The 17,054-nt window shown below is 66.0% G+C and carries 16 protein-coding genes and 2 pseudogenes; 14 read left to right on the top strand and 4 right to left on the bottom strand.

Annotation, left to right across the window (positions count from 1 at the left end):
• Nucleotides 1-219, top strand: coding sequence for a hypothetical protein (locus AB0N66_RS14085; protein ID WP_365433104.1), 219 nt, complete (start codon nt 1-3; stop codon nt 217-219).
• A 308-nt stretch (nt 220-527) separates the two neighbouring features.
• Here the strand turns inward: AB0N66_RS14085 and AB0N66_RS14080 are convergent, their stop codons facing one another.
• Complete coding sequence (locus AB0N66_RS14080) at nt 528-1,214, bottom strand: TetR/AcrR family transcriptional regulator (RefSeq protein ID WP_365433628.1); 687 nt, start codon at nt 1,212-1,214, stop codon at nt 528-530.
• A 581-nt stretch (nt 1,215-1,795) separates the two neighbouring features.
• On the opposite strand from AB0N66_RS14080, the pseudogene AB0N66_RS14075 reads away from it, so the two are divergent.
• A pseudogene (locus tag AB0N66_RS14075) lies at nt 1,796-2,326 on the top strand (iron chelate uptake ABC transporter family permease subunit); the annotation flags it as partial.
• Nucleotides 2,327-2,702: 376 nt separating this feature from the next.
• On the opposite strand, the gene AB0N66_RS14070 reads toward AB0N66_RS14075, so the two are convergent.
• Nucleotides 2,703-3,293: a hypothetical protein gene (locus tag AB0N66_RS14070; protein ID WP_365433102.1), complete on the bottom strand. Its 591-nt coding sequence runs from the start codon at nt 3,291-3,293 to the stop codon at nt 2,703-2,705.
• A gap of 341 nt (nt 3,294-3,634) precedes the next feature.
• Between AB0N66_RS14070 and AB0N66_RS14065 the strand changes: the two genes are divergently transcribed.
• The gene (locus AB0N66_RS14065) at nt 3,635-4,312 is read left to right on the top strand and encodes a GNAT family protein (RefSeq protein ID WP_365433099.1); all 678 of its coding nucleotides are present in this window, start codon (nt 3,635-3,637) and stop codon (nt 4,310-4,312) included.
• A 268-nt stretch (nt 4,313-4,580) separates the two neighbouring features.
• On the opposite strand, the gene paaK is transcribed toward AB0N66_RS14065, so the two are convergent.
• On the bottom strand, nt 4,581-5,927 hold the full coding sequence (gene paaK / locus AB0N66_RS14060) for a phenylacetate--CoA ligase PaaK (RefSeq protein ID WP_365433096.1): 1,347 nt from the start codon (nt 5,925-5,927) through the stop codon (nt 4,581-4,583).
• Nucleotides 5,924-6,313, bottom strand: a complete 390-nt coding sequence (gene paaI / locus AB0N66_RS14055; protein WP_365433093.1) for a hydroxyphenylacetyl-CoA thioesterase PaaI — start codon at nt 6,311-6,313, stop codon at nt 5,924-5,926. Before paaI ends, paaK begins: the two co-directional genes overlap by 4 nt.
• Nucleotides 6,314-6,451: 138 nt before the next feature.
• Here paaI and AB0N66_RS14050 point away from each other — a divergent pair.
• From AB0N66_RS14050 to AB0N66_RS14000, 11 genes and pseudogenes are all read left to right on the top strand, one after another.
• Nucleotides 6,452-7,803 (top strand): annotated as a pseudogene (locus AB0N66_RS14050) (aldehyde dehydrogenase family protein).
• Entirely contained in the window at nt 7,803-9,026 is a 1,224-nt protein-coding gene (locus AB0N66_RS14045) for a thiolase family protein (protein WP_365433090.1), read from the top strand. Before AB0N66_RS14050 ends, AB0N66_RS14045 begins: the two are co-directional and overlap by 1 nt.
• A complete protein-coding gene (locus tag AB0N66_RS14040; protein WP_365433086.1) occupies nt 9,023-9,784 on the top strand; it encodes an enoyl-CoA hydratase/isomerase family protein in 762 nt (253 codons plus the stop codon). Before AB0N66_RS14045 ends, AB0N66_RS14040 begins: the two co-directional genes overlap by 4 nt.
• On the top strand, nt 9,781-10,632 hold the full coding sequence (locus AB0N66_RS14035) for a 3-hydroxyacyl-CoA dehydrogenase family protein (protein WP_365433083.1): 852 nt from the start codon (nt 9,781-9,783) through the stop codon (nt 10,630-10,632). Before AB0N66_RS14040 ends, AB0N66_RS14035 begins: the two co-directional genes overlap by 4 nt.
• A 51-nt stretch (nt 10,633-10,683) precedes the next feature.
• The gene (locus AB0N66_RS14030; protein ID WP_365433081.1) at nt 10,684-10,905 is read left to right on the top strand and encodes a hypothetical protein; all 222 of its coding nucleotides are present in this window, start codon (nt 10,684-10,686) and stop codon (nt 10,903-10,905) included.
• A 77-nt stretch (nt 10,906-10,982) separates the two neighbouring features.
• Nucleotides 10,983-11,969, top strand: a complete 987-nt coding sequence (gene paaA / locus AB0N66_RS14025; RefSeq protein WP_365433078.1) for a 1,2-phenylacetyl-CoA epoxidase subunit PaaA — start codon at nt 10,983-10,985, stop codon at nt 11,967-11,969.
• Nucleotides 11,966-12,268: a 1,2-phenylacetyl-CoA epoxidase subunit PaaB gene (gene paaB, locus AB0N66_RS14020; protein ID WP_365433075.1), complete on the top strand. Its 303-nt coding sequence runs from the start codon at nt 11,966-11,968 to the stop codon at nt 12,266-12,268. Before paaA ends, paaB begins: the two co-directional genes overlap by 4 nt.
• 9 nt (nt 12,269-12,277) lie before the next feature.
• A complete protein-coding gene (gene paaC / locus AB0N66_RS14015; protein WP_365433072.1) occupies nt 12,278-13,108 on the top strand; it encodes a 1,2-phenylacetyl-CoA epoxidase subunit PaaC in 831 nt (276 codons plus the stop codon).
• Nucleotides 13,102-13,617, top strand: coding sequence for a 1,2-phenylacetyl-CoA epoxidase subunit PaaD (gene paaD, locus AB0N66_RS14010; protein WP_365433069.1), 516 nt, complete (start codon nt 13,102-13,104; stop codon nt 13,615-13,617). The genes paaC and paaD overlap by 7 nt, the downstream gene beginning before the upstream one ends.
• A gap of 11 nt (nt 13,618-13,628) precedes the next feature.
• Nucleotides 13,629-14,729: a 1,2-phenylacetyl-CoA epoxidase subunit PaaE gene (gene paaE / locus AB0N66_RS14005; RefSeq protein ID WP_365433625.1), complete on the top strand. Its 1,101-nt coding sequence runs from the start codon at nt 13,629-13,631 to the stop codon at nt 14,727-14,729.
• An 892-nt stretch (nt 14,730-15,621) separates the two neighbouring features.
• Nucleotides 15,622-16,917, top strand: coding sequence for an MFS transporter (locus AB0N66_RS14000; protein WP_365433067.1), 1,296 nt, complete (start codon nt 15,622-15,624; stop codon nt 16,915-16,917).
• Nucleotides 16,918-17,054 lie beyond the last annotated feature (137 nt).

Here is a 17,054-nt window from a genome sequence, read left to right as displayed (position 1 = left end):
GTGGGAATTGCCCCGGCGGGAGGGCCGCTGGAGGCCCCGGAGGGAGCGTCGCTGGGCGTCCCGCTGGAGGCCTCTGGGCAGGCGGCGGGCTTTGCCGCGACGGAGGGGGACGCGGACCCTGCGGATGCTGTGGACCCTCCGGACGAGCAGGCCGTCACCCCCAGACTGAGAAGCGTGATCCCTGCGATCACGCTGAGCGTGCTGCGCGTGGCCATGTGAGCCTCCTTACTAAGTGGAGAAAATCTCTCCACTTGAAAACGATAGCATCGCCTTGGTCGATGTGCAGTGCATGGATGGCCCACCTGGGGGCTGCTCAGGCTCTGAAGGCCTTCCTGCGGCGGAAACTTCAGCCGGATGGGGAGGTCTGGGTCAGGCGGCCCGATCCAGGCGGCGCGCGCCCCCAAGATCAATGGCTATTGCTGCTGGGGTGATCGCGGTCCGTGGTTTGTCATGGCCGCCCGGCTACTCCTTGCGTTCCGGAGTGGGGCCCTGCATGTAGACACCGACGGGGTCCCGCCACCGGCTCGCTAGTCTTTTTCCTGTGCGGGCCTGACTAGTCCCATCACTTGCTCCACCGTCTCGTCGCTGAGGCTTGGAGTCGTCAGTGGGGGATTGTCGGGGCGCTCTCGGAGGCCATTCAGGAGGACCTCGATGTAGCGGCGCCAGATGTCCGGCCGCTTCCCCTGCGTGAACTGGGTGGCGGAGCTCAGCATTTGCTGGATGACGGGGATGTCGGAAGGGGTTACCTCTGCCCGGAGATCCCCGCTCTCCTGGGCTCGGCGGATCAAGGCTCCGAGGAAGGGGAGCATGCCGCCACGCGCCGTCTCCATGGGCTCGGAGCTGTGGCTGCCCAGCATGATCACTTCGTGGAGGCCGCGGTTCTCGGCGAGGTCAGCCGTCATCTCCATGAGGAAGTCGACGAGGCCTTGCCAGGGGTCGGGGTGAGCCAGCGCCTTCTCGGCCGACTCCTGCCGCGATGCGAGATCCTGCTCGAACAGGGTACGTACCAGGGCTTCCTTGGTAGGGAAGCGGCGATACATCGTGCCGACGCCGACTCCGGCATGGTGGGCCACATCATCGAGTGTGACTCCCAATCCACGCTGGCCGAAGACCTCGCGTGCGGCCTGCAGAATTCTTTCCCGGTTGAGGGCGGCGTCTCGCCTCAGGGGGCGGCCGCCATCCGTCGGCTTGCTTCCCCGGGAACTCTCAGTCATGTCCACATGGTAACCCTGTTGATCACACCCCAGTCTTTTGCGGGGAGGCCGACGGGGGATCGCCTGCGGGGCTGCCGTTGGTCGCGGCGGCCCTGTTCCCTGAGGGTGTCACGGCTGCCTCACTGGTCACCATGAGCGGCTCTTCTCTGGCATCGCTCCAGCCCCTCGGTCATCACACGCCGCGTCGGCGGAAGGAGTGCCCTGCCGTCGGTCGCGGCGAGGTGTCAACTCGCTCTGGTGCCTTACGTATTCGGATGTCGTCGCGTGTCGAGGTCGATCGCCGCCGTGGTGTGGGTTGCCCAAAGCGCTCTGGCTGATGTCAGGTTCCTTACCTAGCGAACCGGAGGGGTTGTCTCCGGTACGGCGCTTTGCTGTACGTCCGTCGTGTCCAAGGAATCCACGCACATGCGCTTCGAACCTGCTCTGTCCACCGAGCGTGCGCCGCACCGCACCAACCGGCTGTGACCCTCTCCACGGCGCCCGTGCCGCTGCCCGCCGGGAAGCCGGCCGCCGGCCGACGCCGCCACGGGACTGCCGCGCTGGTCACGGGACTTGGACTCCTGGCGCTGGCAGTAGCGGTCATGACCGGTGTCAGCCTCACCGTCGGATCGGGCGACGTCCCGCTGCGTGATGTCATCGACGCGGTGTTCGACCCCGACCGGTCGGTACGCGGCCAACTCATCGTGCAGGAGGTCCGGTTCCCGCGCACGTTGGCCGGTCTGCTGGCCGGTGTCGCTCTCGGGCTGGCAGGCGCCCTGATGCGGGGCGTCACCCGCAACCCGCTCGCCGACCCGGGCTGCTCGGCATCAACGCGGGCGCATCCGTCGCCGTTGTCTTCGCCGTCAGCTTCCTGTCGCTGACGGAGCCCGCGCAGTACATCTGGTTCGGGTTCCTGGGGGCGTGCGTGGCGGCCACTCTTGTCTACGGAATCGGCAGCCTCGGCCGTGAGGAGAGCAACGCCGGTGAAGCTCGCCCTGGCCGGAGCGGCGGCCTCGGCGGTGCTCTCCTCGCTCACCAGCGCGATCCTGCTCACCGAGAGCAACACGTTCGACCAGTTTCGCTTCTGGCAAGTGGGCGCCCTCAACGGCCGCGACATCGATGTCGTGGGGCAGGCTCTGAAGTGACCATGCCCTGCCTGCGACGCCGCAGCCCACAAAGATAAGCGGACCCAAGCTGATGAGGTTGCGCTCCCCACCACACAACCATGACCAACGGGCAAGGGTATTCAGCTGGACTTGACCAGCTGAATGTGGAGACACTTTCTCCGCATGGGTGAACGCAATTGGAATCTGGAGAGAATCTCTCCGGATAGTTTCTGTGTACAGGTAGGAAAGAGTTGAGCCCCGCCTGGACAAGCCTGCGACAGGAAGTCCTGCCCGGGATTCACTGGTGAATCCGCGGCGTGCCGGCGGCGGTTCACCATCCGCGGGGGCGCGAGTCGGCCGATTGCCGGGTCGACCATGTGCCTGCGGACGAGAGGGGCGCCTCTCAGCCGGAGGTGGCGGCAGCCTCGGTATCCGCTACGGATTTGCCCCCGGGGGACACGTAGAAGACCGAGTGGCCCTGCTTGAGGCGCCGGGCGCGGTTCTTGGCCACGAGGTTCTCAAGGGTGGTGCGCACGACCGTGTTCTTGAGGTTCCGGTCGGGATGGCTCCCGCCGAGCGCAACGGTGATTTCCGCAGCTGAGCGCGGCTCTGCCTGCTCGTCGAGGTGGGTGCGGATGAGGTCGATCAGCGTGGGTTGGCCTGCGCGGGACTTGCCGCGAGACGACTTGTCGGCTGCACTCTTCGGCTTCGCGTTGGTGGGCTTGGAGGTGGTCTCCGCCTGCTGCTGCGCCGGCACGGAGGCCGTGTCGGGAACTCGGGGAGTTTTTGGCTCGGACGTGGCCTGCTGGCTCAGCGTCTGCTGGAGGCTCTGCAGAATCAGGTGGTCGCTCTGGAGCGAGTTGAGTTGCTCTTGCAGAGCGTCGATCTCGGAGCTGAGACGGTCCTGTTCCTTGGTGTTGCGCCTGAGATCCTCGGCGACCTGAGCGCTGTATTGCGAGGTCAAACTGGTGGTCGGGACGGGGGAATCAGGCATTGCGTGAGCCTCTCCTCGGGTTCAGGCGTCAACGGCTACAAGAACCCCGGTAGCACGTGCAGTCAATGTGCCTGCAATAGCTTGGAGATCCTACGCATGTCTGGGCGTCGATGTTCCGCTGGGGTGCTGAATCCACCTATTCGAGAGTGCCCGGTAAGTAAGAGCGGCAATCGGTGGTTGTTTGGAGGCGCATCCTGACACAGGGCAGCGTTCCATCGACAGTCGTGCAGTGGCCGCAGGGTGGGTGGCCGGCGTCATGCCGGTGGGAGGATCGCCGTGCTCAGGCTCCGGGCCGAATTATCTGATGCGCGCCATGTTGGCCGCCCCCTAGAGTTGCGCCCATGCCGACGACTGCCTCGCCTTTGTCCGCGTACCCCCCGTTGAACGTGCAGGTGCACACACCCCGGCTGTCCTTGCTGGGGGCGACAGATGAGCTCTTGGAGCGATTGGTCCCGACGGTCCGCAAGGGCGTGGTCACGCAGCCCCCGTGGCCCTTTGACGATCCGATGTCACTTTATGAGGACAGCCCGGAGCGTGAGTGGGGCTGGCTACAAGGGGTGTGGCGGGGTCGAGGCCGGGTCAGCGCGAGCCATTGGCGGCTGTACTTCGTCGTGGTCATCGACGGTGAGCCGGTGGGCATGCAGGATCTGATCGGCACTGACTTCGCCAAGTTCGGAACGGTCACCACATTCTCCTGGCTCAGCCCGAGCGTACGGGGCGACGGCTTGGGCAAGGAGATGCGGCAGGCGGTGCTGCATCTGGCGTTCGATGGGTTGGCGGCCCGTGAGGCGAGCAGCGATGCCTTCTTCGACAACCATCCCTCGAACCGTGTCTCCCAAGCCCTGGGCTACGTGCCGAACGGCGTCACCTGGGACACCCGGCGCGGCGAGTCGGCGGAGATCAAACAATGGAGGCTGACCCGCGAGCAGTGGATCAAGCGGCGCCGCAACGACATCGAACTCGTCGCCGTTGGCGACTGTCTGCCAGTCCTCGGGATTGACCCGCCACCGCTTGGCTGATCACCAAGCCACCCGGGGAAGACCCGCTTCTCCTCGCGTCGGCAGTCGGCCTCACTTTCGCCTGAATCGACACCAGGGCTGACTGCCTCACAACAAGATTCAGGATCTCTCCAGCGGCCGCGTCCCAGTGGGTGTCGAGCCGTCCAGCAGGCGGTGGGAGCACAGAAACCCTGTGCTCCCACGAAGAACGGGAGCCCGGCCCTCACTCCGCAGGTGTGAAGACTTGCGGGACCTTGCGGGAGGGAGCGTACAGCGACCCCCTGGTTGCTCAGGACCGACGAGTGTCCTTCACACGTCGAAGCTTGCCCAGCGACCGCTCCAGGGTTTCCGGGTCGACGACGGCAACCTCGACGGTGACTCCGACGCCATCCTTGATTCCCTGAGCGATGGCCTTCGTGGCAGCCTGACGCTGAGTGGGACTGCTGTTGGGTCGTGCCTCCACGCGGACCGTCATGTGGTCCATCCGTCCCCGCCGGCTGAGCTCGATCTGGAAGTGAGGGGCCACACCAGGCGTCCGCAGCACGATCTCTTCCACCTGGCTGGGGAAGACATTGACACCGCGAAGGATGATCATGTCGTCGCAACGGCCAGTGATCTTCTCGATGCGGCGGAACCCGGGCCGGGCGGTCCCGGGCAGCAGCCGAGTCAGGTCCCGTGTGCGGTAGCGGATGATGGGCAGGGCTTCTTTGGTGAGCGACGTGAAGACCAGTTCACCGCTGTCGCCCTCCGCCAGGACCTCATCGGTGAGCGGATCGACGACCTCGGGGTAGAAGTGGTCCTCCCAGACGTGCAGTCCGTCCTTGGTCTCCACGCATTCCTGGGCGACGCCGGGGCCGATCACCTCGGACAGCCCGTAAATGTCGACGGCGTGGATATTGAGGCGCTCTTCGATCTCGCGGCGCATCTGCTCTGTCCAGGGTTCGGCGCCGAAGATGCCGACCTTGAGTGAGGTGGAGCGCGGGTCGATGCCTTGGCGCTCGAACTCGTCGAGAAGGGTGAGCATGTACGAAGGCGTGACCATGATGATCTCGGGTTTGAAGTCCTGAATGATCTGCACTTGGCGTGCGGTCATGCCTCCGGAGGCAGGGATCACGGTGCATCCGGCGCGTTCGGCGCCGTAGTGGGCGCCGAGGCCGCCGGTGAACAGGCCGTAGCCGTAAGAGATGTGGACCTTGTGCCCCGGGCGGCCGCCGGCGGCCCGGATGGAGCGCGCGACGACATCGGCCCACATGGACAGGTCGTTGTCGGTGTAACCCACCACCGTGGGACGGCCGGTGGTGCCGCTGGAGGCGTGTACGCGACGCACGTCCGACATCGGGACGGCGAACATGCCGAAGGGGTAGGTGTCGCGCAGGTCGGCCTTGGTGGTGAAGGGGAACCTGGACAGGTCCTCAAGGCTGCGGCAGTCGTCGGGCTTGACTCCGGCCTCGTCGAACTTGTGCCGGTACAGCTCCACATTGTCGTAGGCGTGCTGAAGCGTCGTGCGCAGTCTGGTGAGCTGGAGAGACCTGATCTCCCCGCGCGACAGCCGTTCGCCGTCATCCAGCAATGCCTCGGGAGGTGGATCTCCCCGGCGTGCTTCCAGGTGCTCGGGCACGATGACTTCGCTGCTCATTGCGGCTCCTCATGTTGCGTGCTGCGGAGAGTGCGACTTCGGCCGCGGAACTCCGCGATCACCTCGTCGCCGCGCAGGACACTCACGTCGTAGATGCCGCTGCGGCCGAACCGAATGCGTTCACGTGCGGTGGCCACCAGGACATCACCTTCGTGCGCGGGCGCGATGAAGTCGATGTCGGCAGCTGCGGCGACGGTCACGGGTCCGTGGCTGTTGCAGGCACAGGCGAAGGCTGTGTCAGCGAGGAGGAACAGGAAGCCACCATGGGCAATCTTGTGTCCGTTGACCATGGCGGGGGTCACGGTCATCCGGACCACGGCAGTCCCGTCGCCGTGCTGCAGCAGCTCGATGCCGAGCCCTCGTGATGCCTCGTCGTCGGCGAGCATCCTTGCGACGGGATCAGGCGTCGTGCTGTTTACCTGGGTCGTCATTTCCACCACCTTGTGGACCGACCGAACATTCGGTTAGCGTGCGGCAAGGCCAAGTAATCCAGCAAGACTCCTGCCTGTCAAGAGGTGGACCGCATGCTCCAACAGAACCCCGAGGATCTTGACTACTTCGCACGTCACAGCACACTGCTCGAGCATGCGGCGGCCGCTGTCGTATGTCGTGATCACTGGAATCCGTACCCCGAGTCACCGAGTAAGTCCCTCTACGGGGAAGACGCCGCGAAGAACGGCGAGGCCGCTTTTCACCGCCGGCTCGGCACTCCGTTCGACCTGCCCGGCCACCCCGGCCAGACCTGGGTCGCGCCCACCGAGACCTCGCCCTACGGATTCCCGCTCGGCATCAGCTACCCCCGCCTGGCGCCGACCTGGAACGGCCACCCGGGCCTGTTCGCCGGCCTGGTCACCGGCAATCCGGTCGTCGTCAAGCCGCACCTCGGTGCCGTCCTGCCTCTGGCGATCACTGTGCGCATCGCCCGCGAAGTCCTGGCCGAGGCCGGCTTCGACGCCAATGTGGTGCTGCTTGTCGCCGAAGGGCCGGATGAGCGCAGTGCAGGTGTTCTTGCCCTGCACCCCGACGTCCGGATCATCGACTTCACCGGCTCGACCGTCTTCGGTGACTGGCTGGAGACCCACGGCCACCAGGCCGCCGTCCACACGGAGAAGGCAGGCCTGAACACGGTGGTGCTGGACTCCACCGACGACTACCGCGGCCTGCTGGACAATTTGGCCTTCTCGCTCTCCCTCTACAGCGGGCAGATGTGCACCACTCCACAGAACTTCCTCATCCCGCGCGAGGGCTTCGCCACGGACCAGGGCCTCAAGAGCGCCGACGAGTTCGCGGCAGACCTGGGCGCCGCGCTGGATCGGCTGCTCAGCGACCCCGTACGGCGGCCGGCACCCTGGGAGCCATCGTGAACGACGGGGTGCGCGAGCGGCTTGAGCAGGCTGCCGGACTGGGCCGTACGGTCCATGCGTCCGCCGCCGTGGAGCATCCCGAGTATCCCGGGGCCGTCCTGCGAACGCCGCTGGTGGCACGGCTCGACTCGGCAGCCGATCGGGAGACCTACACCCGCGAGTGGTTCGGGCCCGTCTCCTTCGTCATCGGTACTGACTCCACCGAGCACAGCCTCACCGTCTTCCGTGACACGGTGCGCGAGCATGGCGCGCTGACCGCCGCCGTCCACTCCACCAGGGAAGAGGTCCTGGCGGCAGCCGAGGAGGCGGCGCTGGATGCCGGCGTGCACCTTTCGGAGAACCTCACCGGTGGGGTTTTCGTCAACCAGTCGGCTGCCTTCAGCGACTTCCACGGCAGCGCCGCGAACCCGGCGGCCAGTGCCACCCTGTCCGATGTCGCCTTCGTCGCCGGCCGCTTCGCGACCCTGCAGTCGCGCCGTCCTGCCCCTGCCCCTATTGAGGAGTCCATCTGATGTCTGACGAGGTCTATGTGATCGACGGCGCCCGGACCCCGCAGGGGCGCTACGGCGGCGCCCTGGCCTCCGTGCGCCCCGATGACCTTGCGGCTCTGGTCGTTGGCGAGGCCGTCCGCCGGTCTGGCATTCCGCGTGAAGCCGTGGATGAAGTCGTCCTGGGAGCCGCCAATCAGGCCGGTGAGGACAACAGAGACGTCGCACGCATGGCTGCGCTGCTCGCGGGCCTGCCTCATACCGTGCCCGGCTACACCGTCAACCGCCTGTGCGCTTCGGGCCTGACAGCGGTGGCCTCAGCCGCTCACGCGATCCGGTCCGGAGAGGCCGATCTGGTGGTCGCCGGGGGAGTGGAGTCCATGACCCGCGCGCCTTGGGTGATGGAGAAGCCCGGCACCCCATGGGCCAAGCCGGGGCAGGTGCACGACACCTCCTTGGGGTGGCGGTTCACCAACCCGCGCTTCGCGGAGGCGGACCGGGCTGTTGCCAAGGAAGCCGGACCGCAGACACCGAAGATCACCTTGTCCATGGGGGAGACCGCCGAAGAGGTTGCGGCTCTGGACGGCATCACCCGTGCCGAGTCGGATGCCTTCGCCCTGCGCAGTCACCAACGAGCTCTTGCGGCACAGGAGGCAGGCCGCTTCGACCGGGAAATCGTGCCGGTCCCGGTCAAGGACACCTCGGTGACCCGTGATGAGGGCCCGCGGGCGAACACCACCCTTGAGAAACTGGGCTCCCTGCGCACCATTTTCCGCAAGGACGGCATCGTCACGGCAGGCTCCTCCTCTCCGCTGTCCGATGGCGCTGCCGCACTGGTGCTCGCCGGCGCGGCGGCCGTTGACCGCTATGGACTCACACCGCGGGCGCGGATCGTTGGCTCCGCCTCGGCCGGTGTGCAGCCCAACCTGATGGGACTGGGACCGGTCCCGGCCACCGAGAAGGTACTCGGCCGCGCGGGCTGGGGGAGAGGGGAACTCGACGCGATCGAGTTGAACGAGGCCTTCGCCGCACAGGCCCTCGCGGTGATGCGACGGTTGAAGCTGGACGAGGAGAAGGTCAACGCCGACGGCGGGGCCATCGCCCTCGGCCACCCACTCGGCTGCTCCGGCGCCCGCATCCTCCTCACCCTGCTCGGTCGCCTCGAACGGGAGAACGGCCGCCGTGGCCTCGCCACGCTGTGTGTGGGCGTGGGCCAGGGCGTCGCCCTCCTGGTGGAGCGGATATGACCGCCGCCACTCACTCTGCGTCCTACGACACCTTGCTGGTCGAGGAGCGGACAGACCGGCTCGTCGTCACTCTGCACCGCCCCGAGGCCCGCAACGCCATCAGCAGCCGGATGATCACCGAACTGCACCAGGTGTGCGAGCAACTGGAACGCGACCCGAAGCTGCTTCTTCTCACCGGACACGGCGGTGTCTTCGCAGGCGGGGCCGACATCGCCGAACTGGTGAAGCGAGGCAGGGACGAAGCCCTCCAGGGCATCAACAGCCGGCTGTTCGAGCGAGTCCGGAGACTGCCCATGCCCACGCTCGCCGCGGTCGACGGCTGGGCTCTGGGCGGCGGGGCCGAACTGGCCTACGCCTGCGACCTGCGCCTCGCCGGCGCCGATGCTGTTTTCGGTAATCCCGAGCCGGGCCTTGGCATTCTTGCGGCAGCCGGCGCCTGCTGGCGCCTTCCCGAACTGGTCGGTGAGTCGATCGCCAAGCAGATCCTGCTCGCCGGCCGCAATCTCGACGCCCGGGCAGCACACGCCGCGGGCCTGGTCATCGACGTCGTCCCGGCCGAGGAACTGCTGGGTGCAGCGCACGCGCTGCTCGACCGCATGGCGCGCTCATCGGCCACGGCCCTGCGCCTGACGAAGCTCGTCGTCGACTCGCCCGGGGCCCACCCGGTGGCCGACGACCTGGCACAGGCCGTGCTGTTCGAGGGTGAGGACAAGAAGGACCGCATGACACGCTTTCTCGACAAAAGGAGCCGGACATGACGTCAGCCCCCAAGGCCGTCGGAGTCATAGGAGGCGGACGCATGGGCTCGGGGATCGCCCAGTCCTTCGCCGCCGCCGGCTCCGTGGTGACCGTGGTGGAGAGCGGGACAGAGGCTGCCGCCGTAGCGCTGGAGCGGATCGGTGCCGGCCTCAGGCGGGCTGAAGAGCGAGGCCACCTTGCCGAGCCGGCGACACTTGTGACCCGCCGCGTGACCCTCGTATCCACAGTTGAGGCCCTGCCCCCGGACACCGAGCTGGTCGTGGAAGCCGTTCCCGAGGACGCCGCGCTCAAGGCCCGCGTGCTCAAGGCGGCCGAAGAAGCGGTGAGCGAGACGACGGTCCTGGCCACCAACACCAGCTCGCTGTCGGTGACCGACCTCGCCTCCGTCCTCCACCGCCCCGAACGCTTCCTCGGCATGCACTTCTTCAACCCGGTGCCCGCCTCCGCGCTGGTCGAGATCGTGATCGCCCCCGACACCGCTCCACACACGGTCCAAGCCGTTCTGGAATGGACCAAGGCGCTGGGCAAGCAGGACGTCGTCGTCAAGGATTCCCCCGGCTTCGCCAGCAGTCGTCTCGGCCTGGCCCTTGGCCTGGAAGCCATCCGCATGGTCGAAGAAGGTGTCGCTGCCCCCGAAGCCATCGACGACGCCATGCAGCTCGGCTACAAGCACCCCATGGGACCGCTGCGTCTGACGGACCTGGTCGGCCTCGACGTACGCCTTGCCATCGCTGAATACCTGCATGCCACCCTCGGTGATCGCTTCGAACCCCCGCGGTTGCTGCGCGACAAGGTGGCGCGCGGCGAACTCGGGCAGAAGACGGGACAAGGGTTCTACACATGGTGACCGGCAGCGCGGCCTCAGCCGAGACCGAGCAGCCCCGCGTGGGCTGCACCCGTGACGGCGGTGTCGCCGTCATCGAGCTACAACGGCCCAGGGCTCGTAACGCCCTGGACGTTCGAGCTCGAACCGATGCTGCGGGCCGCCGAAGGACAGGAGCTGAAGACCGTACTCGAGCGTGAGGCCGCAGGGCAGGAGCGGCTGGGCGGCACAGAGGGTCACTGTGCCGCGGTCCGAGCCTTCCTGGCCGGACAGCAGCCGTTCTTTTCCGGGCGCTGACCACCGGTGCTTGCCAGGCCGGGGAGTGCTCACCGTATGATGGACCGAACGAATGGTCGGTAGGGAAGGTGGTACAGATGGCTACAACACATTCCGTCGTGTCCTCCGGTAGCGACACCGAGCCGGACCTGCGGTCCCAATTCGAGTCGACGATCGCACGGGACCAGCGGATCGAACCGCGCGACTGGATGCCCGAGGGATACCGCAAGACGCTGATCCGGCAGATCGCCCAGCACGCGCACTCGGAAATCATCGGCATGCAGCCGGAAGGCGAATGGATCACCAGGGCGCCGTCGCTGCGCCGCAAGGCGATCCTGTTCGCGAAGGTCCAGGACGAGGCAGGCCACGGGCTGTATCTCTACTCCGCTGCCGAGACCCTGGGAGCAGACCGGGCCGACCTGACCCAGCGCCTGATCGAGGGCCGCCAGAAGTACTCGTCCATCTTCAACTACCCGACCCCCAGCTTCGCCGACGTGGGCGTCATCGGCTGGTTCGTGGACGGTGCGGCGATCTGCAATCAGGTGCCCCTGTGCCGTAGCTCGTACGGTCCCTACGCGCGAGCCATGGTGCGAGTCTGCAAGGAGGAGTCGTTTCATCAGCGCCAGGGCTACGAACTGCTGATGACGATGATGCGCGGCACGGACGCCCAGCGCGAGATGGTGCAGGACGCCGTCAACCGTTGGTGGTGGCCCTCACTGATGATGTTCGGTCCGCCGGACGATGACTCGCCCAACTCCGCCCAGTCCATGGCCTGGAAGATCAAGCGGCACACCAACGACGAACTGCGCCAGCGCTTCGTCGACATGACCGTGCCGCAGGCGGAGAAGCTCGGCGTCATCCTGCCCGATCCTGAACTGCGTTGGAACGACGAACGAGGCCACCACGACTTCGGCACCCCGGACTACTCCGAACTGAAGCGGGTGATCGCCGGTGACGGCCCGTGCAACACGGAGCGCGTTGAACGGCGCCGCATCGCACATGACGAAGGCGCCTGGGTACGTGAGGCGGCCAGCGCCCATGCGGCCAAGCAGGCCGCCCGAGCACATGAAGGGGCAGCAGCATGAGCGAGACGGAGAACAACAAAAAGGACTGGCCGCTGTACGAGGTGTTCGTCCGGGGCAAGCGCGGACTGAACCATGTACATGTGGGCTCGCTGCACGCCGCGGATGACCGGATGGCCCTCACCCACGCCCGTGATCTCTATACCCGGCGCAATGAGGGCGTCAGTATCTGGGCTGTGCGCTCGGAGCACATCGCCGCCTCCACACGCGACGAGAAGGACCCCTTCTTCGCTCCCAGCGCGGACAAGGTGTACCGCCATCCGACCTTCTACGACATCCCCGACGATGTCCCACACATCTAGGAGCCGGGGATGAGCGACGATCACGTCTACATGACTCTGGCCGAGGGCCACGACGACAGCGATGCCCGCTGGGCGTTCGGTACCGGCTTCGAAGACCCCCTGCACGGCGTGGACACCGTGGTGCCCGGCGGCATCGATGCCGCCGAACTGGCCGCCTCCTGCATGGCACTCGGCGACGACACCCTGGTCCTGGCGCAGCGGCTCGCCGAATGGGTCACCCTGGCACCGGAGCTGGAGGAGGAGGTGGCGCTGGCCAACATCGGACTCGACCTGCTTGGCCAGGCGCGACTGCTGTACGCCCGCTGCGGCCAGGCCGACGGTAGCGGACGCACCGAGGATGCCTACGCCTACTTCAGGGACGCCGAGGACTTCCGCAACGTCCGCCTGGTCGAACTTCCCAACGGCGACTTCGCGTTCTCGATCGTGCGGCTGTTCGTGTTCTCCAGCTGGCGTCTCGCTCACTTCGCCCAGCTCGCCTCGTCGCCGGATCCCGTACTCGCTGCGATCGCTGCCAAGGCCATGAACGAACTTGCCTACCACCGGCAGTACGCCGCCGAGTGGATGGTGCGCCTGGGAGACGGAACGGAAGAATCCCACCGCCGCATCAACAACGCCCTGGCAGGTGTGGCCCCCTACTTGCCGGAACTGTTCACGGCCCACGACGGGCGAGGCGAAGTCCTGGCGGATCTTCAACAGGTTCTCGACGCCGCCGGGCTCAGCATGCCGCAAGCTCCGCCCTTGCCCGGAGCGGGTCGGCACGGCGACCACACCGAACACCTCGCGCCTCTCATCGCTGAACTGCAGAGTGTGGCCCGCGCTCATCCGGACGCGACATGGTGACCGCCCTGTCCGATGTCCGCCGCGCTCGCCGCGTTGCCGAGCAGGTGCCTGACCCGGAACTGCCCATGCTCACCCTGGCTGACCTGGGCGTCCTGCGCGACGTAACCATCACGGGAGACGGCACGGTGGTCGCAAGCCTGACCCCGACCTATTCAGGGTGCCCGGCCATGGCGGAGATGCGCGCAGACGTTTCGGCTCGCCTGCGGGAGGCCGGCTTCGAACGGGTGGAGATCCGCACAGTGCTGAGCCCGCCGTGGACCAGTGACTGGATCACCCCCGCAGGTCGCCGCAAACTCACCGAGTACGACATCGCCCCACCCCTGAGGGCACAGCAACGTCCCGTCGGCCCGGTACCTCTGAGCCTCTCGCCGGTCCGGCGTGTCGTGGCGTGCCCGCGTTGCGGGTCGGTGGATACCCAGGAGACATCGCGTTTCGCGTCCACCTCCTGCAAGGCACTGTGGCGTTGCCTCACTTGCCGCGAGCCGTTCGAGTACGTCAAGGAGATCTGATGGCAGAGCTGATGGCACCGACTTCCGGTGCACCCGTGACAAGGGCACGCAGGCGCCGCCCGATGTTCCACTCCTTGCGCGTTGCCGGTGTGCAACGCCTGTGCGAAGACGCCGTCGCTGTCAGCTTTGAGATCCCCGAAGCATTGGCGGAGGAGTTCGCTTTTGCGCCAGGTCAGTCACTCACTCTGCGCCGTGAGATCGACGGACGGGACGAACGGCGCTCGTACTCGATCTGCTCGCCGGCCGGCACACCGCCTCGCATCGGAGTAAGGGAGGTGTCGGGAGGGCTGTTCTCCTCCTGGTTGGTCCACGAGGTGAAGACCGGCGACATCATCGAAGTCATGGCTCCCACAGGTGTCTTCACACCCGACCTCACAGTGCCCGGTCACCATGTACTCATCGCAGCGGGATCCGGGGTCACTCCCATGATGTCCATCGCCGAATCGGTACTGGCATCCAACGACCTGTCCCAAGTGACACTCTTCTACGGAAACCGGCGCACCGGCACAGTCATGTTCGCCGACGACCTGGCCGACCTGAAGGACACCTACCGCACACGTTTCCAGCTCGCACACATCCTCTCCCGGGAGCCGCGTGAAGCCGATCTTCTCTCCGGCCGCCTGGACGGCGAGCGCCTCGACGCCCTCATCGACGGGCTGATCGACGTCCCAAGCGCAGACCATTGGTGGCTGTGCGGTCCTCACGGCATGGTTCGGGACGCCCAGCAGGTACTCGCGAAACTCAATGTGTCCAAGAGACGAGTTCACCGGGAACTGTTCTTCGCCGACGAGCCGCCTCAAGTGGCCCGCCACGAAGAGCCAACGGCCAACGGACCCGTCAGCGAGGTCACCATCACCCTCGACGGCCGTTCCACCACGGCCGGGCTGCCCCGCGAGAGTACGATCCTCGACTCGGCTGCCCGCATCCGTCCGGACCTCCCCTTTGCCTGCAAGGGAGGGGTCTGTGGCACCTGCCGCGCTCGAGTCACGCAAGGAGACGCGGACATGCGCCGCAACTACGCCCTAGAAGCCGCTGAGGTCGATGCCGGATACGTGCTGACGTGCCAGACGTACCCGCTCTCCGACACGCTGTCTGTTGACTACGACAGCTGACCAGCCCTGGAGAACCGGCCCACAAACATGCCGTCATCCCTCGCGCGCCGTCACCTGAACGTTCCTGTGACACCTCTGAGCGGCGGTCGTCTCTTCGAAAGCGGCTGTCCGGGCAAGGTCGCGATCGCAGTCCGGAAGTACAGGCATGCAAATTCGCAAACTCCACGGGAGTTGAGGCCTGCCCTGTTGCCCCTTCCGATCTCGCCATCGACGGAGCGTCACTTTCCGGGGTGGTGACGGAGGGAGGACGTGGCCGCGCGGCCCTCTGGCAGCGGTGTCCGACCCCGCGTAGCCCAAGTTGGCGTACGCCATCCCTGCGACAGTCAGGGCGTTGAGGGGCGGTAGTCAACGATTGCCCCAGTGATGCTCTTGGGTGGGCAAACTTCCATCCGTTCAAGTCTCTTGACACCGGTTGCATGGCTGCCTTTACTTACCAGTCACGAGACGACCAATCGTTCGGTCGGTAGGTCTGGGGCGACGATCAGCCGCAGCCCTAGAAGTCTCTGCCGACATGATGAACGGCCTAGTCCACTCAGCTGCAGAGTCCCCATCTCCAGCTGGCGGGAGCGGTCCGGGCGCCACCGTGCCTCGGTCTTCCGCCGGCTGCTGCTGGCGCCGTTGGCATCACTCACCCAGTGACATCGGCGCAATCCAGCTGCGCAGCGACCTGCTTGAGTCGACCAGCTCAGTTCAACTGCACGAGACGTGTCAGGAAACTGGGCTCAACGCACAAGCCAAAAGGGCTATTCAGTCGTCGATCGAGGAAGCGGCAGACCGGCCTCGATCAGCTCGGCAACTGGGCGAGTTCATCCCCAACTTCGCTCTGGTATCTCCCTCCCCAAGCCCCGATGAACAGCTGCGGCGGCATCGTTCACCCTGTCAGGAGACAGCAGTGGCCATCGACCGAAACCTACCCGGGACAGTCACGCCAAAGCGGGTGCGCCCGCTGCGAGTGGCAACAGCAAGCTTCGTCGGAACCGCCATTGAGTGGTACGACTACTTCATCTACGGCATGGCTGCGGCAATTGCGTTCGGACCGCTGTTCTTCCCCGGAGTCTCCTCAGCAGCGGGAACCTTGGCTTCCTTCGCCACTTACTCGGTCGGCTTCTTGGCTCGCCCGGTGGGCGGCATCGTCATGGGCCACTTCGGTGACCGAGTCGGCCGCAAGTCCATGCTGGTGATCTCCCTACTCACCATGGGACTTGCCACGGTAGGCATAGGACTGCTTCCCACCTACGCCACCATCGGCGTCTGGGCGCCGATCCTGCTGGTGACCCTGCGTTTCATCCAGGGCATAGGGGTCGGTGGAGAGTGGGGCGGAGCAGTCCTCATGGCTGTCGAGCATGCCCCGGATCGAAAGAAGGCCTTCTACGGCAGTTTCCCGCAGATGGGCGTTCCGGGAGGGCTCATCATTGCCAACCTGGTGTTCCTTGGCCTTACGACAAATCTCAGCGATGACGCTTTCCTGGCCTGGGGGTGGCGAGTCCCCTTCCTGGCGAGTGCTGTCATGGTCGTGGCCGGCCTGGTGATTCGACTGACCATCGCTGAAAGCCCGGACTTCCAGGCGGTCAAGCAGACGAAATCGGAACACCGCATGCCCATCGTGGCGGTGCTGCGAGAACACTGGAAGGAAGTGGCCCTTTCCGCCGGGGCGTTCATCGGAATCAACGCGGTCGGCTATATCTTCATGGCCTACCTGCTGTCCTACACGACCGCTGTGCTTGAGTTGAGCAGGAATCTCATCCTTGTCTTCACGCTCATCGCTTCCACGGTGTGGCTCGCGGTCATACCCTGGGCCTCCGCTCTCTCGGACCGGCATGGCCGTCGGGTGGTGCTGAGGATTGGTTCCATAGGCCTTGTCGCGTGTGCAATCTTCCTGTTCCCAATGATCAACACGGCGAACTCGGCCCTGATTCTGCTGGCGCTTCTGGTGACGGCGGTATTCATGGGTATTGTTTATGGGCCGATAGCGGCACTGTTCTCGGAACTCTTCAGAGCTGAGATCCGGTACAGCGGGGCCTCTTTGGGCTACCAACTGGGATCGATACTGGGTGGCGGCCTCGCGCCGACCGTTGCCACAGGCCTCTACACGAGCTGGGAATCCACCACACCTATCGCCCTGTACCTCACGGCGGTGACACTGATCAGCCTCGGCTGTGTGTGGCTGGTTACTCGTAGAACGGCTTGACGGTCGGGGTCCTCCGGAGGCGGCGATCAGTGGTTGACGTCTTCTTCTGGGGGATCCCGTCGTGGACGGCCCTCGTTCTCATGGCAGTCGGTCGGCGGAGGCAGCGGCAACGGGGCTTGGCTCGCGCCGGCCTGACA

It is taken from the genome of Streptomyces sp. NPDC093544 (assembly GCF_040683495.1).
Lineage (GTDB): Bacteria > Actinomycetota > Actinomycetes > Streptomycetales > Streptomycetaceae > Streptomyces.
This window is presented reverse-complemented; position numbering and strand designations above follow the sequence as displayed.

Excerpts from the sequence above, each read along its gene's own strand:
- AB0N66_RS14080 (WP_365433628.1), bottom strand. The coding sequence starts at position 1,214 with ATGACTGAGAGTTCCCGGGGAAGCAAGCCGACGGATGGCGGCCGCCCC.
- AB0N66_RS14070 (WP_365433102.1), bottom strand. The coding sequence starts at position 3,293 with ATGCCTGATTCCCCCGTCCCGACCACCAGTTTGACCTCGCAATACAGC.
- AB0N66_RS14065 (WP_365433099.1), top strand. The coding sequence starts at position 3,635 with ATGCCGACGACTGCCTCGCCTTTGTCCGCGTACCCCCCGTTGAACGTG.
- paaK (WP_365433096.1), bottom strand. The coding sequence starts at position 5,927 with ATGAGCAGCGAAGTCATCGTGCCCGAGCACCTGGAAGCACGCCGGGGA.
- paaI (WP_365433093.1), bottom strand. The coding sequence starts at position 6,313 with ATGCTCGCCGACGACGAGGCATCACGAGGGCTCGGCATCGAGCTGCTG.
- AB0N66_RS14045 (WP_365433090.1), top strand. The coding sequence starts at position 7,803 with ATGTCTGACGAGGTCTATGTGATCGACGGCGCCCGGACCCCGCAGGGG.
- AB0N66_RS14040 (WP_365433086.1), top strand. The coding sequence starts at position 9,023 with ATGACCGCCGCCACTCACTCTGCGTCCTACGACACCTTGCTGGTCGAG.
- AB0N66_RS14035 (WP_365433083.1), top strand. The coding sequence starts at position 9,781 with ATGACGTCAGCCCCCAAGGCCGTCGGAGTCATAGGAGGCGGACGCATG.
- paaA (WP_365433078.1), top strand. The coding sequence starts at position 10,983 with ATGGCTACAACACATTCCGTCGTGTCCTCCGGTAGCGACACCGAGCCG.
- paaB (WP_365433075.1), top strand. The coding sequence starts at position 11,966 with ATGAGCGAGACGGAGAACAACAAAAAGGACTGGCCGCTGTACGAGGTG.
- paaC (WP_365433072.1), top strand. The coding sequence starts at position 12,278 with ATGAGCGACGATCACGTCTACATGACTCTGGCCGAGGGCCACGACGAC.
- paaD (WP_365433069.1), top strand. The coding sequence starts at position 13,102 with ATGGTGACCGCCCTGTCCGATGTCCGCCGCGCTCGCCGCGTTGCCGAG.
- paaE (WP_365433625.1), top strand. The coding sequence starts at position 13,629 with ATGGCACCGACTTCCGGTGCACCCGTGACAAGGGCACGCAGGCGCCGC.